This is a genomic window from Pseudoalteromonas luteoviolacea DSM 6061 (genome assembly GCF_001625655.1).
Classification (GTDB): Bacteria; Pseudomonadota; Gammaproteobacteria; order Enterobacterales; family Alteromonadaceae; genus Pseudoalteromonas; species Pseudoalteromonas luteoviolacea.
This window is the reverse complement of record NZ_AUYB01000111.1, coordinates 39,049-65,157: the sequence shown is the minus strand read 5'-3', so window position 1 is coordinate 65,157 and position 26,109 is coordinate 39,049. Positions and strand designations below refer to the sequence as shown.

Below are 26,109 nucleotides of genomic sequence, written 5' to 3'. Positions count from 1 at the left end.
TTTTGATTTGGTTTTTATGACTCGCAGGCAGTGATTTTAAAGTGAAGTGCATTTAACTCAATAAAAAAATATTGGTAAGTGGACAAAGTTTGATTTTTAAATGGTGGAATATTGTACTTATATACTGGGTTGTTTGGTTTAAGTTTATGCAATTAAAAGGAAAAGCTAATAAATGATAGTTTATTACTAGTTATTTTTTTGTTGTCGTTTCGTCTTTTACGAGTAACTATAATGTCATTTTAATTGCTAAAATAACAATTTACATGGTGTTGTTGAAAGCTTAAAAACTAGGGGTAATCCCTTGTTTAACCTGCCAATTACACTAAACTTTAACAACAAAAGTAAACTTGTGATTTTTGGGCGTGTTCTGAAGATCACAGTGGCAATATCGTGGTGATAATAATACACCATGCTCATTGAGAAAAAATAATATGATAAAAACTCTGCGAACTCCCTTTTATGTGCTTCCTTTCGCACTGGTATCCAATATTGCTGTCGCGGATTGGTCTTCTACCATTACAGGGGCGTCAGATTATACATTTAATGGTATAAGCCAAACTGAAAATGATTTCGCGTTACAAGCTAGCCTTGATTACAGTGACACAGAGACGAATTGGTATGCTGGTTCATGGGCTTCAAACGTAGACTTTAGTGATGGAACAGACGTTGAAGTTGATGTTTACTTTGGCCGCACATTCGACTTAAGTAGCGCATGGAGCATGGATGTTGGGATAGCATATTATAGCTATTATGGAGGGGATGATTCTAGCGACTTAAACTACCCAGAAGCATATACCAAATTTGGATATGATAACGCTCTTGGACAAACTAGCTTTAGTTTCTTTTATAGCTGGGATTATGCTGGTACTGAAGCTGGCCATACGATTTCATCCCTGTCACATGCATTTACTGTTGCAGAAAATCATGACATTACTGTTAGTTACACCGTTTCTAACTCGCTAGATGGTGATAAGTTCAGTTGGGATGGCAGTGACACATCTTATCATTACTATGAATTAGCATACTCCACCAGCCTAGCAAACTTTGATATTGAAATTGCAGCTCAAGATACATCAATCGATTCAGATACTTCTGACGAGCGTATTGCTTTTTCAGTGTCGCGAACTTTTGATTTTTAAAAGCACAATTTTACGCATTAAAAAAGCCAGCATGAGCTGGCTTTTTTAGCAATTGCTAGGAATTACTTTTTCACGATTGCGTTGTGGTAAACGTTTTGTACGTCGTCACAATCTTCTAGCATCGTCATAAACTTTTCAAAGTTAGCAACGTCGTCTTCGTTTTCTATTTCAACGTGAGTTTGTGGGATCCAAGTGATTTCATCCACTTCAAATGTGATACCTTCAAATGCTTCAGTTAATGCCGTTTTTGCTTTGAAGTACTCTGTATTTGGTGCAAACACAGAAACTTTGCCGTCTTCAACTTCTACATCAGTTACATCAACATCTGCCATCATCAGTGCTTCTAAAACTGCTTCATCATCATCACCTGCAAAACCTAAAATTGCAAAATGATCAAACATGTGAGCAACACAGCCAGGGCTACCGATTTTTGAGTCTGTTTTTGTAAATGGAAGACGTACATCTTTAATTGTGCGGTTCGGGTTATCTGTCAAGCAGTCAACAATAACCATACAGTTACCTGGACCATACCCTTCATAACGTGCCGGTGAGTAGTCTTCACCTGCGCCACCAGCTGCTTTTTCGATTGCTTTTTCAATAACGTGTGCTGGTACTTGATCTTTTTTAGCTTTTTCAATCAAGCGGCGAAGGGATAGGTTGGTTTCAGGATCTGCACCGCCATTTTTAGCTATAACGTAGATCTCTTTACCGTATTTAGAATTCACCTTAGTTTTTGCCGCCGCCGTTTTTGCCATAGCGTTTTTGCGGACTTCAAATGCTCTACCCATCTTAGTTCTCGTTATTTGAAATTTTAATGGCAAAGATTCTAACAAGACTGGAGGCTTTGGGCTATACCCTATTGGGAATGACAGTACCTATCTGTGAGAATAAGCTGGTTTTCATCTTTTTTATGCTAATTGATGCAGCTTTTTTAGGTTGATTTGTTCGATGAGCGCCGTGAATTGCGTCCAATCTGTAAAAATATAATCAGCTAAATCGGCATAGTTAGGCAAAGCTTGTGGCGCGAAAAAGCAAGATTGCATATTTGCATTGTGTGCGGCTTGTATATCGTATAAATAATCACCGACATATATACATTCTCTACTTGGCATATCCCACCGCTTGGCAATAGACAGTAAAGCAGAAGGATCTGGTTTGGCCGGTGCGTCATCTCTCGTTACAACTATGTCGATTGGCATATTACAGCGCTGTAACTTTATCTGAGCAGCCTTGCTGAAATTTCTCGTCACAATAGCCAGTTTGAAGCCTTGTTTGTGGAGTGTATCAACAGCGGTTTGCGCTCCGGTTATAAATGTACACTGATTAGCATCTTGCAACTCGTGTTGATGTATAAGGTCCATAGCCTCCTCGCGCATGTAAGGAGAAGGGAGTGAAGAAACGAATTCCAAAAGGTCTTCTTCTCTTTGGCACCCTAGCTGTGCTTTCATCATTGCAAAGTCCAAGCTAGACGTGACGAGTGTGCCATCCAAGTCGAATATAATTCCTTTAATCATGCGCTTCTTACCTCTTGTTCCATAGCAAGACTACAATGTCTGCTTTAAACATAGAGTACGTGAGATCAGGTTGCAAAGATCACAGTGAAAAATTGTTGGAATTGTTACTGGCCCTACCTTTTAGTAAAAAGCTTGACCTATATAGTGTCACTCTCGGTATAACAATCAATGCAGTTTTCGATGACTTACTTCCATAATTTTAAATTATTTTACTTGTGGGTGCATAAATGCACTAAGTGTAATTTTTTTCCTATTACTCTTAGCCAAATTTCAATTTTTTTGCCTTTTATTATTTTACTTTTTCTATCTTTATCTGTTAGTTCTGGTCTCATTCTTTATATCCTTTGCTATATCTTGGTGATAATTATGTGATATAAACTTGTGGTATTCGAACGATTTAAATTTAACCGTTGTATAAGTAAAAGTTATGTATAAAGAGCTTGTTAACATTTCTGGATTGCGCATGGTTGAAGCTGCTGCACGGCTGAAAAGTTATAGTAAAGCGGCACAGGAACTCCATGTTACACAGGCCGCGGTAAGTCAGCAGATCCGCAAGCTAGAAGCACAGCTTGGATGCAAGCTCTTTTATCGTAAAGGCCGAAGTATGCACGTGACTCATCAAGGGGCAGTGCTTACGGATGCAATATGTGAGGGGTTTGACAGTATTGTTGACGGCCTTAAAAAAATTCAAACTGAGCCTCTTGCTGGAGAATTGACGATAACGACCACTCAGTCTTTCGCCTCTCTTGTATTGGTACCTAGAATGTGGAAGTTTGCGGTTGCTTTTCCAGACATTACTTTGCGGGTACTTACATCCAAAGATACAGAAGACTTACGTCAAGGAAAGATAGATATTGCTATTCGCTACGGTCGAACGCCTTACCCTGAGTATCACTGTGAGATGTTATTTGATGATCCGATAGTGCCCTTGTGCTCACCCACTGTGGCTAAGCAGCTGGATAAGAACGACCCTAACAGTTTAAAAGCTTGTTGGCTGATAGATTATGAAGCTCAGCAATATTGGCCTCAATGGTTTAAACGAGTGTCAGTTAACTCTGATATATCAGATTGCCAAGTTTTGCGAGTGAACAATATTGACGTGGCAATGAGTGCGGTTCTTGCTGGCCATGGTGTTTGTTTAGGGTCTGCTAAACAAGCTGCTCTTCATATTGAACAGGGGATGTTAGTACAGCCATATACAGAAGGATTAGAGCCTGACGCACAGTATCGATTGATGTACGACGCTGAGTCTCCAAGGTTGCAGCGAATTGAAGCATTTAGCAACTGGTTGAAAGGGGAACTTTCAGGTTTATAACTTTCCATTTTGAATGCATTATCGCATAGTAGCTGGGTCGACCAGTTTTTCGAACAATAATAAGAATTAAAGAGATGATTTATTTAGTCACGACAGTAGTTTTGATGTTATGTAGCGCCATATTATTCATTCCTAAGTTTAGAAGCTTTACCCAGCGTAATGAATTAGCGAGTAATTTTGCCCTAACTTTAATTGCGACGTTAATCGGTGTTTTACTTGCCATTGCTATTAGCAATTACGATGCCGATGAAAAAGAACGCCGTGATTTGGTAAAGTTACTTTACGCCGCCGAAGCTGTCGTGAAAGAAAGCCAAGCCTACAGTATTGAATTGTTTAAACACTATAAACAACATGCGTTAGATACAAATAGCATTGAAGAAAAAAAGCAGTTCTTTGAGAAAAACCCGCTGGTATATCCTGAGTATTTAGATGCTTTGATGTCTCAGCACATATTCATTAAGAACCTATCGCAGGAGTCTTTAACAGAGCTGAGTGAGCGTTTAATTATAATGAAGCGTGCTCAAACAGTTATGCCTAGGTTGTTTATTCAGAGCACATCATATGTTTCATATATATTGGAGCAAGAGCGAAGATATCAGAAGCAAGAGATAACGCTCATTGAACTAGAAGCACTACTTGATATTAGAGAGGAGCAATTAGATGACTCAGTGTAATTTGGCGTCTGTTGCATGAAGTGGCTGATAGCGATGTTTGCCGCGATGTGGCTCAATAGCACCATGGCAGCTGATTGCGACAGTACATTGTATGATGTTAGTCAAGCAGCCGATACCGCCAAACTGTACTATACACAACAGGGAGTTGGTTTTATTGCTGTTGCCGATGGGATTGGGCCGACGCGACCTGCATTTGAGCAAATCACAATGTCTAAATGTTTGGTATTAGAAACACCTTGGCAGATGATTTGGGTAGGAGCCGATAGCCAATCTTGCCCCAATCAAGCCAAATTAGAAGCTAAAGCGCTTGATTATGCACGTAAATTTAATCAAAAAATGCTCAAACTCGCTCGAAGTGATGTCAATTTTAAATGTAACCTAGTTGAGAATGTAAACCCCGTTGACAGCAAGTAATAGCGCCTATTTTATAGGCGCTAAAACCAATAAGTTGCTAATTTATCCTACGTTTAACCGCAATGTTTCTTTAGGTGTTGGGGCCAGTAGTAACTCCTGATTTGATTTGGTCTTAAAACTAGAAACTTGTTGGAGCAAATGCTGAGCTTGCTGGATCATTTTTTGGCTTGCGTGAGATGATTGCTCAACTAGATGCATGTTTCTTTGCGTTTCGTTATCTAACTGCGCAATAGTAGATGATACAGCCGCGACGCCATCAGACTGCTCTTGACTGGCTTCAGTGATTTCCGAAATCATTAAGTTCACTTCTTGCACGACTTGCACTAGTTGCTTAAATGTATCGCCAGATGCAGCAACAAGTAAACTTCCCTTGGAGACGGCTTCAGAACTGTCTTGGATCAGACCTTTAATTTCTTTCGCGGCAGATGCACTGCGCTGTGCCAAGTTACGAACTTCACTGGCTACCACTGCGAATCCTCTGCCAGCCTCACCCGCCCTTGCTGCTTCCACAGAGGCATTCAGTGCTAACAGGTTCGTCTGAAAGGCAATTTCATCAATAACCCCTATAATATCAGAGATGCTGTTACTACAAGCTTCAATATCACCCATTGCGTTAACCGCATCTGATACCGTTTCTCCACCTTGTTGAGCTTTCTTCATGACCTCGTCTGCATGCAAAGAAACATCCTTAGCGCTTTTCGCATTTTGCTGTACGGTGGTAGTTAATTGCTCCATGGTTGAGGCAGTCTCTTCAAAACTAGCGCCTTGGTTCTCAGTGCGTTTGTTTAATTCTTCATTACCATTGGCAATGCTTTGGGCACCCTGAAATACTTGGTTCGAAGCTTCAGTAATTTCCAAGACCATGCTGTTTAAGTTGTCCATTAGACCATTCATGGCATCTCTTAGAGTATTAAATTCGCAGCCGAGATCATCGTCAATTAAATGGTTTAACTGACCATCTGCAAGAGCCATAATGGCCGTCTTGATACTTGATATTGCATGTTTTCTGACTGTGGTATCTGTTGCATATTTTACCACTTTAAAAGGAATGCCATCGGCATTAAAAATAGGATTGTAGGATGCTTGTATCCAAATCTCTTTCCCGCCCTTTCCTATTCGTTGATACTCTCCGCTGTCAAATTTACCTTGATTTAATCTCTGCCAAAAGTGTTGGTATTCTGGGCTGTTAGCATAGTCAGGTAACGCAAACATTTTGTGGTGTTTGCCTTGTATTTCATCTAATGTGTACCCTGTTGTTGCAAGGAAGTTTTCATTGGCATCTATGATGGTACCATCCATATTGAACTCGATAACGGCTTGAGATTTATGGATAGCAGCCAGTTGGCCTGCAAAGTCAGCACTTTGAAGCTTTTGCTGTGTGATGTCCGAAGCAAACTTGACGACTTTAAACGGCTTGCCCTTTGAGTCGAAGATTGGGTTGTAAGTTGCTTGTATCCAAATCTTTTTACCATTCTTACCTACTCGCGGGTATTCACCTGAATCAAACTTCCCTTGATTAAGCTGTTGCCAAAAATCAGCGTAAGCCTGACTCTGAGCGTAGCTGGGTTCGGCAAACATACTGTGGTGCTGACCTTGAATTTCTTCCAGTGTATAACCTGTAGTCTGTAAGAAATTTTCGTTAGCGGTAATGATAGTGCCATCCATATTAAACTCAATGATGGCTTGTGATTTACTGATGGCTTGAAGTTGGCCTTCGTAATTTGCAGCTTGTACCTTTTGTGACGTAATATCAGAGGCATATTTGACTACTTTAAATGGCTTGCCATTTAAGTCCAATATCGGGTTATACGAGGCTTGTATCCAAACTTCTTTACCATTTTTACCTCGGCGTAAATATTCTCCAGAACTAAATTGTCCGGCATTGAGGTTGGCCCAAAACTCTCGATACTCTTGGCTGTCGGCGTATTCAGGTTCAGCAAACATGCTGTGATGACGCCCTTTGATTTCTTCAAGTGTGTAGCCCATGGTTTGCAAAAAATTGTCATTGGCATCAATGATGGTGCCATCCATATTGAACTCTATGACAGCCTGCGATTTACTAATAGCCTGAAGCTGCCCTTTAAAGTCTGCTGATTGCAGCATACTGGATGTAATATCCGAGGCATATTTAACGACTTTATATGGCTTACCTTGTGCGTCAAAAATTGGATTGTAAGAGGCGTTTATCCATACCTCTTTACCTGCTTTGCCAAGCCGCTTGTATTCGCCTGTACTAAATGATCCCTGATTTAATCTTTGCCAGAATTGCTGATATTCATCACTTTGTGCATATTCAGGGTCTGCAAACATACTGTGATGCTTACCAACGATTTCTGACAGCTCATACCCCATTACATTGAGAAAGTTTTCATTTGCGTGGATGATGGTGCCATCCATATTAAATTCAATGACTGCTTGAGATTTATCAATGGCTTCCATTTTTCCTAAAAAGTCAGCACTTTTAGCTTTGTACTCTGTTATGTCGTGCAGTACGAGCACAGACATTGCACTGTTGGGTGCTAAGCCTGCTGTTGTTAGGGTGGTCATTTGAAACCATAAGGGCGTTTTGGTCTTATCAAGTACTTGTATTTCGCTTGGTGAGTTTTTATTCGTGGTGTGGAAGTCTAAATTCAGCGTTGCTTTTAGTATGGCACTGTAAGGCCTGTTTATGAGAGCTTGGCGCTGGTAACCAAGCTTATCGAGAAGCGCATCACTCACTTCTGTGATCATGCCATCATCGTTGACTACCAACATGTATTGTTGATTAAATATAAGGTCATATTTTGTTTGAATTGCTTGTCTTTTTAGACGCTCTGTCCTTGATGAAAAGATCATAAGCCACCGAATCATTACAATTGAGTTGTAAGCAAAAATATAGTTGAAAATAGCTGTTGTGCCACTCGAGATTAGTGTACAGAACGGTATGAATTATTGGCAGTTTCCTGACAAGGATAATGTTTGCCTTAAATTGTGGTTCAAAAACAACTCAAAATTAAGGTAAAAAAAAGCGCGCAGAAGCTGCGCGCAAAAAAGTCTCATAAAGACAGGGGGAAATCAACATGTTAAACAATTGCATGGCTAACTGCTTGGGTTACTAAACAGGTAAACCGTATTTGCGCTTACTCAACGAGGAAAAGTATAAAATGATTTCCCTGTTGCAATCATCCTAACCCATGCAAAGGACTGTCACGCCTTGTTGCATTTTGTAAATTCAAAGATGTTTGCGAATACACAAATAAATATAAGCTGAATACCAGGGTCAAATGCCGTCAGTATAGCGACCAGGTGTAGTGCCGAGTATGTTCTTAAAGTCATTGATTAAGTGTGCTTGATCTACGTAATCTAATTTTAAAACTAAGTCCTGTATGCCCAGTGTTTCGTCATCTAATAAGGCTAAAGCTTGATGCAAACGGTATTTTCGAATTAAAAACTTTGGTGAGAGTCCAACATACTTTTTAAATTTTCTCTGTAGCGTGCGTATTGAAAGATCACTGTGTTTTGCCAGATCGGCAACACTGTATATATTTGTTTGGTTTTTTATATCAGCAACAAGTTGGTTTACTAGCTTTACTTCCTGTTGGTTTGATTGGTTACAAAGCGGACTGAGTGTTTGTTCGAGCGTATCCACACGTACTTTGTCATCTTGAACTTTAACCAATACTTGATGCAAGCTTTGTAAGTCAAGGAGCGATAAGTTGGGCGTTGGTATAGATGTATCAATAAAGTCTTCAATTGGCTTTGGCAGTGCGCCTTCGAGCGCCCCCAATGTAAATTTCACGCCAATCAATCCACTTTTTCCAGTCATTTTATAGTCATAGACTTTACTAACCGGACCAATCAGCTCGCAATTTGTAGGAGAAAATACCAAATGAAAATTGGGATCTGGTAAGTTCTTTTGTACATGATGGACGCCTCGTGGTAAGTCCCAGTCTACAAACCAAAATTGCTCAATCACGCATGCGAGTGCACTGGATGGAAAGTAACGCCTTAGAGTGTAATGAGTGGCACTCTTGGTTTGATGCAGTACCCCACTAATTGCTTGATTATTCAGTTGCATAATTGAGTTCCAATGGCAAAACTAGTATGACGCGTTTTTACAATACCTTCAGGTAGGTACATGTTAGTGTAATTAAAAATTAAAAACATCTCGGAGAGATTATGAAGTGGCAAGGTGAGTTTCAGATAACAGATTGGCAAGAACAAACGCGAGAATCTGAGCATTCTTTAGAAGGAGGGAGGTTGGCTACTGCTCAGGTAAAACAACTCTATAAAGGGGATGTAATTGGTAGCAGTGAACTACAGTACTGCATGGTTTATGACGACAAGGGCAATGCATACTTTAGCGGCTCAGAAGTACTAAAAGCACAACTGAACGGCCAAGAGGCCATACTGGTATTGTCTCATCAAGGTAAGTTTAGCCAAGGTGTTGCTAGCAGTGAGTTTGAAGTGGTTGCCAGTGAACCTTCTCATGCAATTGAAGGGGCCAGAGGTCACTTTACCTCAGCCGAAAATGGCACTGCTTTGTATTGTATTGAGAAGAATAACTAACTTACTTTGGGCGATTTATAAGCGTTAGCGATTGAATATGAAATTGCCCGAAGTTTTGATACAACAAATTGTAGGGTGATTGGTGTTGCTCCCTGTTGATATAGAATTGAAATTCAGTACTCATGCTTAATCCTAACATTCCAATATAAGTGTCTGTCTATTGTTTAGTGACTTGCTGACGCGTAACGGTTTAGAGTGTGTTTCGCGCTTTGTTGATGTACATGTTTCCCAGACTAAAATATAAAACGCGCCACTCTTGGCTTTACTATTTTATTTTGCTCAACCACACTTTATATTCAGGATTTTTTATCCCTTTATAAACATACGGTTGTTCAAATGGAATATGCGCAAAATATGCTTTCACTGCTCACACAGTCTCTCGGTGCTGGGCAGTGGCGGTGGCAGCTAGAAAGTGATGAATTAGAAATAGATTCAGCCTTTGAACAGCTTTTTGGAAAAGTGAAGCGGTGTTCAAAGAGTGGAGCCGGTTCTTTCGTGCCAAGCTTCATCGTTTCTACTTGTCATGTTGATGACCTCTCAGTCGTTCAGGAAAGCTTTAGTCTGGCTATTCGTGAAGGCAGTGCAATTAATGTTAGTTATCGTATGCATAATCCGTGCGGCCAGCCTATGACAAGGATCTCATGTCTTGCCTTACCTGAAAAAAATGAAAACTCGGCAGTGATTGCTGTGCGCGGGGTTTGTTATGAAAGCAAGATTGAGCAGTTGACACATCAAGTAGAAGTACTGGAAAGCGTGTTATCCCATATACCCAATCAAGTGTTCTGGAAAGATTTAGAGCTGAACTATCTTGGCTGCAACAATGAATTTGCTAAGGTGGTTGGCTTAAATGCATCATCAGACGTTGTTGGTAAAACAGACTTTGATTTCCAGCGTAATGGCGAACATGTTCAGAAGTATCGAGATGATGATCGACAGGTGCTTGAAAGTGGAATGGCAAAACTAGACATACAAGAGCCTTATCATTTGAGTGATGGAGGTCAAGGGCATGTTTTGACCAGTAAAGTCCCTTTGCGCGATAGACATGGAGTTGTTTACGGTATTTTGAGCATGTGTACAGATATCACTGAAAGGGTTCAAGTTGAACAGGCATTGTCTGATATCAGTAAATTGGTAAGAGAGCAAAAGCAATTATTTGAAGAGCTTGTGGATCTGTTACCAATAATGGTGAACTCCTTCAATGAAAGTGGTCAATGTTTACTGTGGAATCGTTCGTGTGAACGGCAATTAGGCTACAGCTTTGAAGAGGCGAGGAATACCCCTAACTTAATGGAATACTTCTATCCGGATGAGTCTATCCGAGAGCAAGTATTTAAAGATATTACTGCAACTCAGGGCATATTTAGAGAGTACCCTGTACGTATTAAAAATAATGACGAGCGAAGGCAGTTATGGGCTAATTTTAGGTTATCAAATGGAATGATGATTGGTTGCGGTACTGATATAACGGATCTAAAACGCACACAAAGCGACCTAGAAAATCAAATTCGTTATAGCCAGAGTGTCGTTGACAATATGCCAATGGGATACCACCTATGGGAACTCAATGACAATGATCAACTGGTCTTTAAAGGTTTTAATCGCGCCGCAGAAACCATCCTTGGCTTTGATCACAGCCCTCTCATTGGCAGTCATCTAGAAGCGGCATTTCCTGCATTAATAGATACCGAAATACCTGAACGTATGCTCTATATCGCAAAAAATGGCGGTAACTTTGATTATGAGTCACTTACCTACTCCGATGAACGGATAGACAGTGTATTTTCGAGCGTTTATTTTCAGTGCTATAAAGGGGCTGTGGTATCTATCTTTCAAGATATTTCAGCATTGCGCATCAAAGAAGAAGAACTCAAGCTAGCTGTGAACAAGCTTAAGCTTGTCGCTGAAGGCTCTCAAGATGGTTTTTGGCATTGGGTTGATCCTGTTCAGGATCATGTGGAGTGGTCTGACAATCTTTTCGCCATGCTGGGTTACGAGCCACTAGAATTTGAGCCAACTTTTGCTGTGTTTAAGACCTTGCTGCATCCTGATGATGTTGAGCGAACCATGCAAGTAGTTGAATCATCAATTCAAAAGCGTAAGACATTTGAAATTCAGCATCGACTGCGTAATAAAGAAGGAGAGTATGCTTGGTTTAGAAGCCGAGGTACTCCCTATTACACCAGAGATGGTGAGCTAAAGGAGATGGCAGGATCGGTGTCTGATATTGATCAAAATGTAAAAATTAGAAACTCACTCAAAGAGGCCAAAGAGAAAGCCGAACTTGCCACCAAATCTAAGTCTGATTTTTTGTCTAACATGAGTCATGAAATACGTACCCCGATGAATGCAATATTGGGCGGCTTGCAGCTTTTGGAAAGTACATCAATGGATGATAGTTCCAAAGTGATACTCTCAAACGCAGCTTACTCAGCGAAAAGCTTGTTAACGATTATCAATGATATTTTGGACTACTCTAAAATTGAAGATAACAAATTAACTTTGGAGCAGAGTGCTTTTTCCCTTAGTAAAGTACTCGATTCTGTGCGGTATGACCTAGATGCACTTGTCAGCAGCAAAAATATCAACTTTATAACCACCATTGAGCCAGGTTTTGTAGATAGCTGGATTGGCGATGTAGTTCGAGTAAAGCAAATCGTACTTAATCTTTCATCCAATGCTGTGAAATTTACTGATGCTGGAGAGGTACGCATTGAGCTAAGCCAGGTAATAAAATGTGGAAAACAAGCAATAAAAATTAATGTTATTGATTCGGGCATTGGTATGACGCAAGAAGCTCAAAGCCGTATTTTCGAGCGTTTTAGCCAAGCTGATTCATCGACAACTCGTAAATATGGGGGAACAGGCCTTGGGATGTCGATCACCATTAATTTAATTAAAATGATGGGAGGGGAGATAAACATTTATAGTGAGGTCGGCAAGGGGACCCGAGTTGAAGTAATACTGCCATTGATTGAAGCTTCTGATGACTCAATACCTGCTGTTAGAAAGTCACTAACAGCCCCAAGTTTGTTAGGGAAAAAGATTTTAATAGCAGAAGATAATGCAATTAACCAAACTTTGATCCGTGCCATGTTACAACCGACTAAAGCTGACTTAACGCTGGTGGCTAATGGCAAACTTGCAGTACAAGCTATTTTGGACGAGCAGTTCGATTTGGTACTTATGGATATCCACATGCCAGAAATGGATGGGGTTGAAGCGCAACAAAAGATAAAAGTGATAAACCATAAGCTGCCTGTAATTGCACTGACTGCAAACGTTATGGTGGAAGATGTCAATAAGTATCTATCATTGGGTTTTGATTCTCATATTGGCAAGCCAATCGATGTGAACACATTATATGGCGTCTTGGGAGGCTATACAGACGATAAGTCTAATTAAGCCGTGAAGTAAACATGTAAAAAGTTAGTTAGATGATTGAACTCTACTAGGCCTTGCCAGTATTGACCAAGGCCTGGAGTTAAGTCATTTTAACTATTCGATTTGCCCGCCATCAGCGATATTCCACTCGTGGACACCGGTTAGTATGTCTCGTGCAGCTTTACCACTCGCTGAGTATTTACTATTCCCAGCATGAAAGCCTATTTTTGTAGGTGGGTTAGGCAATTGGCTCCAACCTTTAAGCAGTGCGTCATAGTTTTCTACAGAAAGCGTTATATATTGAAACATGCTGCGCATATCTACAAGGTTTGAAATATCCCAGTTGCCAAGGTTTTGATCAAATGCAGTGGCATTTCTAAACAAGCTATTCATGTAGGCAACATGGGATACTTGCCAGCGCCCAATATCTTGATTGAATGATGAAGCGCCATCAAACATTCTGCCCATGTAAAATACTTCCGATGTATCCCAGTCACCAATGTCTTGATTAAATGCGGTGGCACCAGCAAAAGAGGCTGTCATTTTATAGACTCGGCCGACATCCCAGTTGCCTATGGGTTGATTAAAGCTACTGGCTTCATAAAACATAAATAACATGTCTTTCAAACTTGAAACATCCCAACCCCCAATTGGTTGGTTAAATTCTGTTGCGCCGTAAAACATGTAGCCCATGTACTGAACATTGGACACATCCCAATTCCCTATGTTTTGGTTAAAACTGGAGGCATTTTGGAACATGGCACTCATTGCTGTGATATTCGATACATCCCAGTGGCTAATGTCTTGGTTAAACGAACTGGCTCCAGCGAACATATATGATAGATCTGTAACTCTGGTTAGGTCGGGCGCATCAGTCGCATTCACTACTAAATTTGTGCTGCCGAGAAATGCATACTCCATTGAAGACCAACGTATATCACCCCACTGCTCTATAGAGAGCAATTTAATTCTGTCTGCTTCTCGCTCTCCAAAATAAAAGCGCGGGAAATCACCAGAGATTTTAACTGTATATGTACCAGTAGACTCATAAGTATGAGAGACCGTGCTTGTCACATCAGTGCTCAAATTACCATCGCCCCAGTCAACTTGGAAGTTATACCCATCTCCGATTGTGTCTATTTTTACTGTGTATTCATCAGTTGAGCCCTGCTCTACATTGTCTGTTTTCCATGTGGTGATGAACTCTCGAGGTATTACTACATCAATGGTACGGTCAATGCTCGCGCGATTACCCGCTTTATCTGTTGCGGTATAGGTGACGGTATATTTGCCAACAGTATCAGTAACCACAGTACCTGAAGCGGTTGCTGTCAGCTCACCATCAACGTTGTCAATTGCTATCGCGCCTAGTTCGACATAGGCTTCATTCAAAAATAGCTTAATATAATTGTCACCGTTTAAACTTAATACGGGTGCCGTCGTATCTTGCTCTGGAAGTACAGTTACTGTCCGCGTTGCGGTGCCTTGATTACCTGCCAGATCGGTAGCAGAGTAAGTTAGCGTGTAATCACTTGGTTGGTATGTATTTACGTGTCCGGTAATAGTGACTTCGACCACTTTGTCGATATTGTCAGTCGCTGTCGCGCCTAGTTCTTGATATGTATCACCATATTGCAATGTAATTTGGCTATCACCTTTTAATGTCACAATAGGTGCTGTTGTGTCGTTGGGCGCGACGATGGAAATTGTTCTTTGCACACTGACTGTGTTCCCTGCACTGTCTGTAGCACTATAAGTCAGAGTGTAAGTGCCTACTTGATTAAGGTTAAGTGTGCCTGATACTCCAACACTTACTTCGCCATCCTTATTGTCAGTTGCATATGCACCCAACTCAGTATAGCTTTCACCAAGCATTAGCGTGACGCTCTTTGAGCCATTGATGGTAATAACCGGGGCCGTGGTATCAACGTTTGATTGAGGTGATGTCACACCAGAGCTGGAGTTATCTGAACCTCCACCACCACATGCAGTAAGGCTTAACAGCGCAAAAGCGGCTGAGATATACGTACTTTTATAAAAGCACCTTTTGAACATTATTTCTCCTCAAATGGCACTGTGAGCCCGCAAGCTGAATGCCGTTCAAATTACATCTAGAAAATAGGGCAAATATTCTACTATACCTATAAAAGGGAATCAGCAAAAACTTTGTTTGAGGTTGTTTTATAATCGCTATCCAAAGCAAATAAGTACAACTAACTCTAAGTGGACAGGCATTTTACAAGTGGTCATAAAGCGGGTGCTCAAAAAAAGGCGCGTTGTCTGCGCCTTTAGAAAAGTAAAGTTAATATGCCCCAGCGCCGTAAATTAGCTCATAACTGTGGCTATAGATTTCTAGAATATTGCCAAATGGGTCTTCCATGTAAATCATACGATAAGGCTTTTCACCTGGGTAGTAGTAGCGGGGCTTCTCCATGCGCTTTTTTCCGCCAGCTGCGACGATGCGTTCGGCAAGCTCTTCAACATTTGGGTCTTGAACACAAAAGTGAAATACACCCGTTTTCCAGTACTCGAAGTTGTTGTCTGGATTGATTTGATTTTTAAATTCAAATAATTCGACGCCAATTCTATCTCCTGTAGATAGGTGCGCAATGCGGAATCGCTCCCAGCCAGCTCCGAAAACATCAGTACACATCTCTCCAATTGCGCTGTTATCTTCAGTTATCTGTGTTGGCGTCATGATTAAATACCAGCCTAATACGTCAGTGTAAAATTCAACTGCTTTTTCAAGGTCAGGTACAGAGATACCTATGTGGGAAAAGTTTCGTGGATATACCTTGCTCATAATATGTGCTCCTCATAATTTGAGTGCAGGTTACAAATCTCCAGCTATAATGTGAAATTATCATTTGTTCTTATATTAATAATATATTGTAATGATTAATTTGATTTGGCTACGTACGTTCTGCACACTGGCTGAGATAGGTCACTTCACGCGCACAGCAGAGAGTTTGCATATGACGCAGTCAGGTGTGAGTCAGCATATTAGTAAATTAGAAGCTCAATTAAATCAGGTGCTTATTGTGCGTGATGGCAAGCGCTTTTCATTATCTCCTGCCGGAGAAAAGCTGCATAATCATGGACGAGCGATATTGGATGATCTTATTGATTTAGAACAGTCCATTGGCGATGACCCTGCTTATGAAGGCTGTGTGCGTATTATGTCGCCAGGCAGTTTGGGGCTGAAGTTGTACCCTCATTTATTGGACTTGCAAGCGAAGCACCAAAATCTAGTCATAGACTACCGTTTCGCTCCGAATTCAGAAATCGAATTGGCTGTGGCTAATAAAACGGTCGACTTAGGCCTAATGACCGCAAAAAGTAAATTAGAAGATGTATGTAGCCAATCGATTGCCAAAGAACAACTGTTACTTGTTACGCCTGCTTGTTTGGCGCAGCCGTCATGGCAATCCATCAGTGAACTTGGTTTTGTTGATCACCCAGATGGTAGCCACCACGCAAATTTACTCTTAGGTGCAAACTATCCAGAGTTTCAGCACGCTAGTTTGCTCAAAAAGAAAGGGTTTTCGAATCAAATTGGCCTGATTTTACAACCTGTATCCATGGGGTTTGGTTTTACTGTTTTGCCAGCTCCTGCGGTGGAGGCATTTGGGCTGCAAGAAAAGGTAGCGATTCACACTTTGAACAACCCTGTGTTTGAAACTGTATATTTGTGCACTAGGCGAAACTATGTATGTCCCAAACGTGTTGAAACCGTAGCTAAAGAGATAGGCAAGCTGCTGTAGTGGCTGGGGTTAGCCACTACAGATCAATTTTTTACTAACTAGATAAATGCGTTTTCGAGCCAGTTTCTAAAAAAGGCATCTAAATGGTGTGTATCCTGCTCATGACTATTTGACTTTCTGATATTGTCTTCAAAATAACTGAGTTCTGACTCAATAAAGGTATTTAACATTATTATTTTGGGGGCTAGCGATTTTTCGGTAGCTTGCTGTTTTTTGGCAACCAAAGCGTTTAATTCTAACAACAGTTGAGTATCCTCTATCACTGAGTTAACCAACACGGAAAACTCAATTGGTGGAGGGCTGTCATATTTTTCAATCCACTTTGCTGCACATAGAGCGCGCAATACATAAAGGTACTTTTTCAAAGGCACCTTTTCCTGTTTGAGGTAGCCTCTATAATTGCTTTTTGCCATATTTATATAATGGTATAGGCCGCGTTCAGTTCTGTAATAGCGAGCAAAAAGAGCCTGGGCTTGAGTCTTAAACTTATCTTCATTGATGTAGACAATGGGAGAGTTGAGCCACTCTCCTATCGCAGGATTGGATGCCTTTAAAAGTTTGAGTGCTTTTCGCAGATCCCAGCCATTAATATCAATCTCATCCGTTATCGGGTACTCAATCACGTCACGCTTATCTTCTAACATGACAGACAAATACCAATCTTTAGGGTGAACGTAAATAAAGCGGACGTCATAATCGCTATTCGGTGATGCAAACCCCCATGAACGGCTGCCCGACTCGATAGCGTAAAGGACCTTTACATTGTGTTCTTGTTCAGCCTTCTTGATGCGGGCCATGACTTCTGTGCGTGCATTTGGTTCGATTGATAAGACTGCTTTATCCATTATTAATCCAAATAAACTTTCCAAAGGAGTTCGTTGAGTTGTTGTGTTTTAATTTGTATGCCGCTGAGCTGTGCAATAACGTTGATATTGGTCGTTGTATGACTGCTCAGCGCAGAGGTAGTAAAGCTGCCGCCGCCTGCAAGTGCTATGGGCAATAAAAGTTGGTCTGCCAAGTGCTCCTCAACTGCTGCGCCAGACTTTAAATAATGTTGTAGTGCTTTAACCGTGCGGCCCGCAACTCGTTCAGCGGAGAGGCCGAGCTCGCCAATTTGTTCAAACATGGCGACTTGCATGCCCTGCCCTACGCTTAAGTGAAAGCTGTTGCCGTTGCCAAAGGCTTTAGCTCTGTCTATTTCGGTGTTTGCTGCGCTCCAACCCAATAGCGACTGTGCAGCTTTGATTTCCCTATTGGCCACGGAGTCTCTTACTCCTGCGATAATCGAAAGCGAATGACAGTTACTTTGTTGAGTCTCTAACTCTGCACCAGGTTGCTCAAACTGGCAAGGCTTTAGAGACGCCAGTGGAGAAATATCTATTTGCCAACTACCACCACCAGCTGGGAAAAAACCCAGTTTATGTGTTGTGATTTCGCAGTTTAATCCCATGCTTTTTAGTGCAGGCATAAACGAACGCTCCAAAAAGGTCAAAGAAGGAGACATGCCATTATGGGTGCCCCCTTGTAGTTTGACTTTGGACGCTTTACCACTTAGTGCCAGTGGCAGCAAAATAGTTTGGCAAACTAGTACTGTACTACCTGCTGTGCCGATTTTAAATTCATAATTACCAGCTTGCACCGAGTTTGGTGCAAAAGTGATATGTTGAGAATTAAGCTCGGCCCCAGTTACTTGTGCATCACATATCTGCTGAGCAGCAAGTACACATGTCAGGTGTTGGCGCTTTAGCCCCGGCTTTTTTCTTCCTGCCCTGATATTTTTAATCTCAATAGGCTGATTTAATAACATCGATAGGCTAAGAGCGGTTCGTAGGACTTGGCCACCGCCTTCTCCCTTTGAACCGTCAATGATGATAGTTGGTTTGTTTGTCGTTGTTGTCATTCTTATCCTTTTACACAAACGATTTGTTTTAATGTGTGCACGACTTCTACCAAGTCTTGCTGTGCAGCCATAACTTTATCTATATCTTTGTAGGCGTGCGGTATTTCATCTATTACAGCTGCGTCTTTACGGCATTCTACCCCTTTTGTTGCAGCTTCATGATCGGCAATACTATAGACTTTTTTGGCTTTAGTGCGCGACATAACACGCCCTGCGCCATGACTACAGCTATTAAAGCTATCTGGATTGCCAAGGCCTCTAACAATGTATGAACGAGCGCCCATATTTCCCGGAATGATCCCCATTTCACCTTGCTCTGCACGAAGGGCGCCTTTTCGGGTGACATAACACGCTTTACCAAAATGCACCTCTTTTGAGATGTAATTGTGATGACAGTTAACCGCTACATCCACCGTCTCAAATGGCATTGGCAGCTCTTCTTTTAGCGCTTTTAATGCATTGAACATCATAATTTCACGGTTCTTTGCTGCAAAATCTTGTGCCCATTCTACGGCTTCTACATAGTCATCGAAATAGATGCTACCTTCTTTAAGGTAAGCAAGGTCCATATCGGGTAAGTGCTGCTGGTGGCGTTGCATCTCCTTTTTTGCCAGTTCAATAAAGTAAGTGCCTATGCGGTTGCCCACGCCTCGGCTCCCTGAATGCAGCATTAGCCATACATTTTGCGCTTCATCTAAGCAAAGCTCCAAAAAGTGATTACCTGTACCCATAGTACCCAAGTGGTTTACATGGTTGCTCTTGGCGATTGCTGGGTGTTTTGCACAAATCTGAGCAAAACGTTGCTCCAACGCTAGCCACTCTTTTTGTACCAGTTTGGGTATATTTCCCCAAGCCCCTTTATCACGCTTGCCTCGCCCTGTTGTACGACCATGCGGTACAACGGCTTCAAAAGCGCTACGTATCGACTTTAAGTTATCGGGTAAGTCACTGGCCTTTAGTGTGGTTCTGGTGGCGACCATGCCACAGCCTATGTCCACACCTACTGCAGCAGGAATAACTGCATCCACTGACGGGATTACACTGCCTATCGTGGCACCTTTACCTAGGTGTACATCAGGCATCACGGCAATATGGCTGTGTACGATATCCATTGATGCGATATTTTTAAGCTGTTGCTGTGCCTCGGGCTCAAAAGGAACGCCTTTTGTCCAAGCTTTTATCGGATGCTTGGTATTATTACCCAATAACTCGTATTGTGATTTACACATGTTGGCCTCCTTGTTTTTGACCTAGGTTTACTACATTGTTCATAAGCCCTTCCAAGCCGCCATAAACCGTTAAACTTTCAATTTTGTCTGCAACCTTTTCTAGTGCTTCTAGTTCTTTCAAGCGCATTAGCGTTGGATTGTTTTCCATTACTTTTGCTGTGTTGTGTAAGCTTCGCGTTGCTGCGGTTTCTTCTCGGCGTTTAATGACATTGGCTTCAGCCGCCTTTTGTGCTTCAACCACTTGATTAAGGATTGCTCTCATCTCTCCCGGTAGAATGATGTCTTTCATGCCGACGCTGATTAGTTGTACCCCAATCTCAGCTAGTTGCTCGCTCACCAGCTCTTTCACCGTTTCGTTTATATACAACTTATCGAGCAGCAGATCATCTAGGTTTTGTGTACCTACAGCCTCTCTCAAAGCGAGCTGCAGGGCGTTATACGCATATGAATTTACATCTTCAACACTTGAAGCCGCCTGCGCTGCATTGAGGATTCGAAAGCTGGCGCTGAGGTTGATACGAAGACTGACTCTGTCCTTACTTAATATCTCTTGTCCACAGACTTCTATCATTTGTGTACGCAAGTCGAAAACCTTAACCTCAATATCTCGGTTAAATTGCCAAATACCATAGCGCCCAGGTGCCAACTGTTGCTGCAGTTGATTGTTTACATACAGCAAACCGATGTGCTCACTGTCGATAGAGACATCGATAATAGGCTGGCATTGAGTGCCTGTAGGTTTGAATAACGTTGCTGTGCTATTTAGCCCTGCATTATTTACTTGAGTAAACGTGGACTGTTTAACATAAAGGTCTTCGCTGATATCTACTCTTTCTAAGTGAATATGACCCGCTTCTTTCCACAGGTACACTTGCTCCCCCGGCGGTACAATGCCTTTTAAGACTTCGTTTACATACATTAAGCCGACTTCTTCAGCGCCCAGCTTTTGATGCGTGATACTGTGCATTGCACTGTTTTTTTGGTAAATGTCTTTGGCATCTTCTGCTGACACTTTTTTGCAATCAAACGTTTTGAGTTCAACCTCACGGCCAAACTGCCATACGCCGTATTTTCCTGCTGGTAGTTCCTTAACCAGTTTATTGTCTACGAACAACAACCCAATGTGATCGCGTTCAATTTGTATTTGGTAAACCGGTTTACAAGCGGTGGTTTTTGCTGTTCTGATGAGTTTTGAAGCAAGGTTTAATCCTGCTTTCTCAATCTGCTTTAAGGTTTTGTCATCGACATAAAAGTCATTTCTGATATCTACCCTTTCCAAATGGATATCACCTGCATCTTGCCACAAATAGAGGTTCTCGCCCGGTGCAACTACGCCTTTCAAGGCGTCATTGAAGTACAGTAAGCCGATTTCTTGATCATTTAATTTGTAGTGGCGTATGTGTTCTTGCACTTCTGGATTTGAGTGGTACAGACGCTCTGCGTCCGGTGCTACAAAAAATAGCGTGTCGATACTGTGTGTCACAAATTCGAGCTCATTTTTAAAATCCCAAAAGGTATGCTTCCCTGATGTTAGTACACCCTTAAACTGCTTGTTTTTGTATACTAAAACACGTTTTGTCTCTGCTACGATTTGTTGTTTTTTAAATTTCATTTTTATTCCTTGTGATGCGTAGTAGCGGCCAGCTAGTTATCGCTGGGTTGGCTAAATAAGTGCATAAATGGGGAGCATCCAGCTTGCCATTTACGAAGTTTATTCAGCGAGGCCCACCTTAGTGTTAGTGGCGGCTACTCACATAGTTAAGCGCTTTCAGCGCAGTTAAATGTAAAAACTAATAACGTTTCTATCTTTTATTTATGGTGATTAGAGCGGGAGTCGAACCCGCAACAAACGAATGCATAAATTTCGTGGCTCTACCATTGAGCTATCTATCAAATTAGGGGAGTTGAACCCCACACTTACAGTGTTTCCATTTCTAGTACACATTACTGAGGTAGTTGACCTCGGAATACGTGCTTACAGTGTAAGTCGCACCGCGGTGTTATTTAGAAACACGCTATCAAACTACGAGCTTGGTATTTCAATTGACATGCCAAAGGTGTGTTAAAAGCTGAAATTAACTTTTAATATATTGATTTTAATGTGAAAAATAATTTTTATTGAATCAAGGTGTATATTTCTTATTGCGCTTTAATCATAAAAATGATTCCATTTAGATATTGATATATCCATATAGATAGGGTTGTTTTGAAAGAAGTTGTGGCTGTAAGTTTGCTTGGTACGCAATTGGACTTTGTAGGTAAACGGGTTGACCGTTGGCATCGTTGGCGCCCAAATATTTCATTGGTAAGCCAAGATGATTTGATCATAAATCGCTTGTATCTGCTGCATGGAAAACAAAGTACACGCTTAGCACATAATGTTGCCGTTGACATTGAAAGCGTATCTCCTGAAACAACCGTGCATTTGGTGGAAGTCAATTTTGATGACCCTTGGGATTTTGGCGAGGTGTACGCCAAATTGTATGATTTTTGCCGTACACTTGAGTTTGATTTGGATGCCCAAGAATATCTATTTCACATCACCACAGGCACCCATGTTGCACAAATATGTAGTTACTTGCTTACGGAAAGTCGGCAATTTCCAGGGCGTTTAATACAAACATCACCCGACCCACACAATGACAATAAGTCAGTTGGCCAAGTGCAGACCATTGATTTAGATCTTTCAAAATACGACCAATTGGCTGAGCGTTTTGATATTGAGCGCCGTCAAGGTGAGAGCTTTCTCAAAGGGGGCATAGAGACAAAAAATATGGCGTTTAACCGCCTGATCGCCCAAATTGAAAAAGTCGCCATACGCTCCACCGCGCCTATTTTGTTAACTGGCCCAACCGGCGCGGGAAAAAGCCAGCTTGCTTCGCGGATTTTCCAGCTTAAAAAGCAGCGTAAAACCTTACAAGGTGAGCTAGTGACTGTTAACTGCGCAACGCTCAAAGGTGAAAATGCAATGGCTGCCCTGTTTGGTCACACCAAAGGCGCATTCACCGGAGCCCAGCAGGCGCGAGATGGTTTTTTAAAAGCGGCGGATCAGGGGCTCTTGTTTTTGGATGAAGTTGGTGAGCTTGGGCTCGAAGAGCAAGCGATGTTGTTGCGAGCAATTGAAAACAAGCAATTTCATCCTGTGGGCAGTGATCAAGAGGTTACGAGCGAGTTTCAGCTAATTGCAGGTACCAACCGGGATTTAAAAGCGTGCGTATTAGAGGGGACATTCAGAGAGGATTTACTTGCACGTATTAACCTTTGGACCTATCAACTCCCAGCTTTAAAAGATAGGCGCGAAGATATTGATGCGAATATCGATTTTGAATTAGACAAATATAGCCAAGAGCAAGGCCGAAGAGTGCGTTTCAATAAAGAAGCAAGGGCTGCTTATTTGGATTTTGCACACAGCGCAAAAGCCACATGGCAGGGTAACTTTAGGGATCTCGGATCGTCGATGATCCGTTTAGCCACGTTGGCCGACTCTTCGCGGATCAGTACAGAGGACGTGGCAGAAGAAGTGATGCGGCTAGAGCGTAACTGGCACACCAATGAACCGTCACTGCATGGATCTTGCTTGTCATTAATAATGAGTGGCGAGCAAATTTCTCAACTCGATACGTTTGATCGTCAGCAATTAGAGTATGTAGTCACCGTATGTTTGCAAAGCCCTAGCATGGCTGCCGCTGGGCGCGTGTTGTTTGACGTTAGCAGGACTCAAAAAGCCACAAGTAATGACTCTAGCCGATTACAAAAGTACTTGGCAAAGTTTGATATTAAGTGGCGAGATATTGCAGCGGCAAAATAGTGCGTAATGTGTAAGTAAGCCTTTGTAATACCCCTTTACAGAGTTTTTACTACACTAAACAAGGAATTAGTGACGTGATTAGAAGGAAAACGACAATGCGATTCGTCAGTATTATGTTGGGGTTAATTATTTTGGCTAGTTGCAGCAGCCAAAAGCCCTTAAAAAAAGCGGAAGTGATCACTGCTTATGCGATGCTCGCACCAAGCAAACAAGGTGACACACTTATTTATATTCGGGCGATTATTCCCGGCATACAAAGTCAAGCTGCACTGTGCCCAGAACTTGAAAACTCAGAGGGTAAACGCATTAATATGCGAATACGAGGTCTGCACCCAGGGGCAAATTTTCCAGTCACCATCTGTGAGGCAAGTGTCGCTGAAGGACAATCTTATCTCGTGGGTGGTACGCAGTTAAAGTTTGAAGCCATGACTCTCAACCCCAAGCGTATTCAAGTCTACGGAGATTCAGGCTGCAAAGCACATGTTTGTGATGGCAATGGGCCAGCGGAGCCATTTAAAACGCTGATAGGTCAAGGTGCTAAACGTGAAGTGGATCTGCTGTTGCATATGGGGGACTACAATTATCGTGGCACCAGCGGCAGCATTAGCAAAGGGGTTTATGCATATGACGCTGGTGATGGAGGTTATGGTGGCAAAACCTGTGGTTTAGAAGAAACGTACTATAGTCAAAACGCAACGGGCAGTCCTAAACCAGATACTTGGCGTGCATGGCGCGCTGACTTTTTTAGTTCGGCGGATGCAATTTTGACTAAAGCGCCTTGGGTATTTGCCAGAGGCAACCACGAACTATGTAGCCGTGCAGGTCTTGGTTGGTTTTACTTTTTTGGCCCGGGATCAAGTATAGAGAGTGGAATTGCTCAGCGTGCATGCCCTGCACAAGGCGACTTTTCGAATCCTCTGAAAACTGCGGTGTCATCCATTGCGATGATTGACCCGTATATGCTTAAGCTTGAAAAATTAAACATTTGGGTGCAAGACACTGCCAATGCGTGTGATGACAGGTTTTCAAACGATCTAACGTCACAGTATCAAGCCCAATATGAAGGACTGCAAAAATTTGCAAGTAAATACCCTGATAAACCAATCTGGACGGTTACACACCGGCCTCTTTGGGGTGTGAACAATGTGGCCACCGACAACACGCTAAATATCATGATGCAGCGTGCTTTAGCCAATACCCCTTTAGGTCGACTACCTGAACAAGTCGCTTTATTGCTCTCTGGCCACATGCATATTTATCAGTCATTAAGTTTTGACAAACAGTACAAGCGCCCTCCCCAAATCGTCGTGGGAAACAGTGGTGTTACGCTTAGTGAGGAGTTGCCCTACACTAATTTTGAAGCCGTTGTGGATGGATTGGAGGCCACTGGGAATGAACAAGCAAAGTTTGGCTTTTTAGAGTTAGAATTAGATCGCTACTTTGGTTGGTATGGTCGTTTTTTTGACGAACAAGGAGAAGCTTTCTTACGCTGTGACTCTCAATTTTCGGCTCGAAATGAACAGGTATGCCAATAATGGATAAGGGGGATATTCCCCCTTATTACAGCGCGATAACGCGAGTAGCTTAATCAAACTCAACTGTCAGCCAATTATCATCTTTATCGAAGTGCATCGTTTTCACTTTTCCGATGCCTCTAAAATTGACGAGGTTAATTTGGTCCGGCCAAACGTCTCTTAACGCACCATGGCGCATTTGTAGCCCTTTGAGTGGTTTACTCTTTATAAATTGTGCTTCTTGATATACCCACAGATATTTTGCATCAATTTTGACCTGTGCAGCAGATAAAGCCAAAGCTTGGCCACTCAGCCGCCTAAGAGATGTTTGGGTATACACATAGTCAGCAAACGCTTGTTGTACTTTTTGATTTTGGTAAATATTTTTTTGCTCATTGAACAAATGTACTAAGGCATGTTCGATATCATGCAAGTGAAAACGATACTCAATTTGGATATTTCCTTGTTTTGGAAATATGTTTGCAGTGGCAATCGATGCTTTTAACTTGTGTGCTTGTGCTGAAAAAGCCAACAGCAAGCTGATCCCGGCGAAATGCCAAGTCCGCATAAAATAACTCCTTCGCAGAGGGTGATAGTGTTTACTCACTTACGTATAGTCTACTTTATTTTTGTTGTTGTGGAGAAGATTATTGTGTTTTTTTATTGAATTTGAAAGGACAATTGTCGGTTTTTTGACCTTTTTTAGGTAATAGCATTTTAAATATTTCTATTCACTGTTATTTTTCACATTAAATTCAGTTGGCTACTGTTGGATGGCAAAAATTTGTACATCTTAAATCGCGGTTCAGAACTGATTCAGTAAGCCATAGCTAGTCTTTTTACTGACCAAGATGATGATAAATTGGCAATTTTACATGCATGCTGAGAGTATATTTCTCAAATTTATTG

General features: G+C 41.7%; 21 protein-coding genes. 10 read left to right on the top strand and 11 right to left on the bottom strand.

Annotated features, from left to right (window positions below; genetic code table 11):
- Positions 1-431: 431 nt before the first annotated feature.
- A complete protein-coding gene (locus N475_RS15480) occupies positions 432-1,139 on the top strand; it encodes a TorF family putative porin (RefSeq protein WP_063357995.1) in 708 nt (235 codons plus the stop codon).
- A gap of 62 nt (positions 1,140-1,201) precedes the next feature.
- Here the strand turns inward: N475_RS15480 and N475_RS15475 are convergent, their stop codons facing one another.
- Together N475_RS15475 and N475_RS15470 are read right to left on the bottom strand one after the other, a co-directional pair.
- Positions 1,202-1,927, bottom strand: coding sequence for a YebC/PmpR family DNA-binding transcriptional regulator (locus tag N475_RS15475; RefSeq protein ID WP_063357996.1), 726 nt, complete (start codon positions 1,925-1,927; stop codon positions 1,202-1,204).
- A 120-nt stretch (positions 1,928-2,047) separates the two neighbouring features.
- A complete protein-coding gene (locus N475_RS15470; protein WP_063365549.1) occupies positions 2,048-2,653 on the bottom strand; it encodes an HAD family hydrolase in 606 nt (201 codons plus the stop codon).
- A 427-nt stretch (positions 2,654-3,080) separates the two neighbouring features.
- Here N475_RS15470 and N475_RS15465 point away from each other — a divergent pair, with 427 nt between their 5' ends.
- The 3 genes from N475_RS15465 (at position 3,081) to N475_RS15455 (ending at position 5,056) form a co-directional block, all read left to right on the top strand.
- A complete protein-coding gene (locus N475_RS15465; protein ID WP_063357998.1) occupies positions 3,081-3,968 on the top strand; it encodes a LysR substrate-binding domain-containing protein in 888 nt (295 codons plus the stop codon).
- A 74-nt stretch (positions 3,969-4,042) separates the two neighbouring features.
- Complete coding sequence (locus N475_RS15460; RefSeq protein ID WP_063357999.1) at positions 4,043-4,642, top strand: hypothetical protein; 600 nt, start codon at positions 4,043-4,045, stop codon at positions 4,640-4,642.
- A 15-nt stretch (positions 4,643-4,657) separates the two neighbouring features.
- On the top strand, positions 4,658-5,056 hold the full coding sequence (locus tag N475_RS15455) for a hypothetical protein (protein ID WP_063365548.1): 399 nt from the start codon (positions 4,658-4,660) through the stop codon (positions 5,054-5,056).
- A 42-nt stretch (positions 5,057-5,098) separates the two neighbouring features.
- Here the strand turns inward: N475_RS15455 and N475_RS15450 are convergent, their stop codons facing one another.
- Together N475_RS15450 and N475_RS15445 are read right to left on the bottom strand one after the other, a co-directional pair.
- The gene (locus N475_RS15450) at positions 5,099-7,891 is read right to left on the bottom strand and encodes a methyl-accepting chemotaxis protein (protein ID WP_081232447.1); all 2,793 of its coding nucleotides are present in this window, start codon (positions 7,889-7,891) and stop codon (positions 5,099-5,101) included.
- Positions 7,892-8,315: 424 nt separating this feature from the next.
- Positions 8,316-9,113 carry a helix-turn-helix transcriptional regulator gene (locus N475_RS15445; protein WP_063358001.1) on the bottom strand — a complete coding sequence of 266 codons (798 nt, stop codon included), beginning with the start codon at positions 9,111-9,113 and terminating at the stop codon, positions 8,316-8,318.
- A 101-nt stretch (positions 9,114-9,214) separates the two neighbouring features.
- Here N475_RS15445 and N475_RS15440 point away from each other — a divergent pair, with 101 nt between their 5' ends.
- Positions 9,215-9,604 (top strand): DUF3224 domain-containing protein, encoded by a 390-nt coding sequence (locus tag N475_RS15440; RefSeq protein WP_081232446.1) that lies wholly within the window; start codon positions 9,215-9,217, stop codon positions 9,602-9,604.
- 336 nt (positions 9,605-9,940) lie between these two features.
- Positions 9,941-13,006, top strand: a complete 3,066-nt coding sequence (locus N475_RS15435) for a PAS domain-containing protein (RefSeq protein WP_063365546.1) — start codon at positions 9,941-9,943, stop codon at positions 13,004-13,006.
- 93 nt (positions 13,007-13,099) lie between these two features.
- On the opposite strand, the gene N475_RS15430 is transcribed toward N475_RS15435, so the two are convergent.
- Positions 13,100-15,040, bottom strand: coding sequence for a BspA family leucine-rich repeat surface protein (locus N475_RS15430; RefSeq protein ID WP_063365545.1), 1,941 nt, complete (start codon positions 15,038-15,040; stop codon positions 13,100-13,102).
- 247 nt (positions 15,041-15,287) lie between these two features.
- Positions 15,288-15,788, bottom strand: a complete 501-nt coding sequence (locus N475_RS15425) for a lactoylglutathione lyase family protein (RefSeq protein ID WP_063365544.1) — start codon at positions 15,786-15,788, stop codon at positions 15,288-15,290.
- Between the two features lie 91 nt (positions 15,789-15,879).
- On the opposite strand from N475_RS15425, the gene N475_RS15420 reads away from it, so the two are divergent.
- On the top strand, positions 15,880-16,749 hold the full coding sequence (locus tag N475_RS15420; RefSeq protein WP_063358006.1) for a LysR family transcriptional regulator: 870 nt from the start codon (positions 15,880-15,882) through the stop codon (positions 16,747-16,749).
- A gap of 38 nt (positions 16,750-16,787) precedes the next feature.
- Here the strand turns inward: N475_RS15420 and N475_RS15415 are convergent, their stop codons facing one another.
- Genes N475_RS15415 through N475_RS15400 form a run of 4 tightly spaced genes read right to left on the bottom strand, consistent with a single transcriptional unit; the run spans position 16,788 to position 21,490 of the window.
- A complete protein-coding gene (locus N475_RS15415) occupies positions 16,788-17,594 on the bottom strand; it encodes a nucleotidyltransferase domain-containing protein (protein WP_081232445.1) in 807 nt (268 codons plus the stop codon).
- Positions 17,595-17,596: 2 nt separating this feature from the next.
- Positions 17,597-18,649 carry an RNA 3'-terminal phosphate cyclase gene (rtcA, locus tag N475_RS15410; RefSeq protein ID WP_063365543.1) on the bottom strand — a complete coding sequence of 351 codons (1,053 nt, stop codon included), beginning with the start codon at positions 18,647-18,649 and terminating at the stop codon, positions 17,597-17,599.
- Positions 18,650-18,651: 2 nt separating this feature from the next.
- Positions 18,652-19,878 (bottom strand): RtcB family protein, encoded by a 1,227-nt coding sequence (locus N475_RS15405; RefSeq protein WP_063365542.1) that lies wholly within the window; start codon positions 19,876-19,878, stop codon positions 18,652-18,654.
- On the bottom strand, positions 19,871-21,490 hold the full coding sequence (locus N475_RS15400) for a slipin family protein (RefSeq protein WP_081232444.1): 1,620 nt from the start codon (positions 21,488-21,490) through the stop codon (positions 19,871-19,873). The genes N475_RS15405 and N475_RS15400 overlap by 8 nt, the downstream gene beginning before the upstream one ends.
- Positions 21,491-21,731: 241 nt before the next feature.
- Here N475_RS15400 and N475_RS25535 point away from each other — a divergent pair, with 241 nt between their 5' ends.
- From N475_RS25535 to N475_RS15385, 3 genes are all read left to right on the top strand, one after another.
- On the top strand, positions 21,732-21,944 hold the full coding sequence (locus tag N475_RS25535; protein ID WP_155730942.1) for a hypothetical protein: 213 nt from the start codon (positions 21,732-21,734) through the stop codon (positions 21,942-21,944).
- 140 nt (positions 21,945-22,084) lie between these two features.
- Positions 22,085-23,686 carry an RNA repair transcriptional activator RtcR gene (gene rtcR / locus N475_RS15390; protein ID WP_063365541.1) on the top strand — a complete coding sequence of 534 codons (1,602 nt, stop codon included), beginning with the start codon at positions 22,085-22,087 and terminating at the stop codon, positions 23,684-23,686.
- Between the two features lie 95 nt (positions 23,687-23,781).
- Positions 23,782-25,221, top strand: coding sequence for a metallophosphoesterase (locus N475_RS15385; protein WP_063365540.1), 1,440 nt, complete (start codon positions 23,782-23,784; stop codon positions 25,219-25,221).
- A gap of 49 nt (positions 25,222-25,270) precedes the next feature.
- Here the strand turns inward: N475_RS15385 and N475_RS15380 are convergent, their stop codons facing one another.
- The gene (locus N475_RS15380; protein WP_063358011.1) at positions 25,271-25,768 is read right to left on the bottom strand and encodes a DUF6702 family protein; all 498 of its coding nucleotides are present in this window, start codon (positions 25,766-25,768) and stop codon (positions 25,271-25,273) included.
- Positions 25,769-26,109 lie beyond the last annotated feature (341 nt).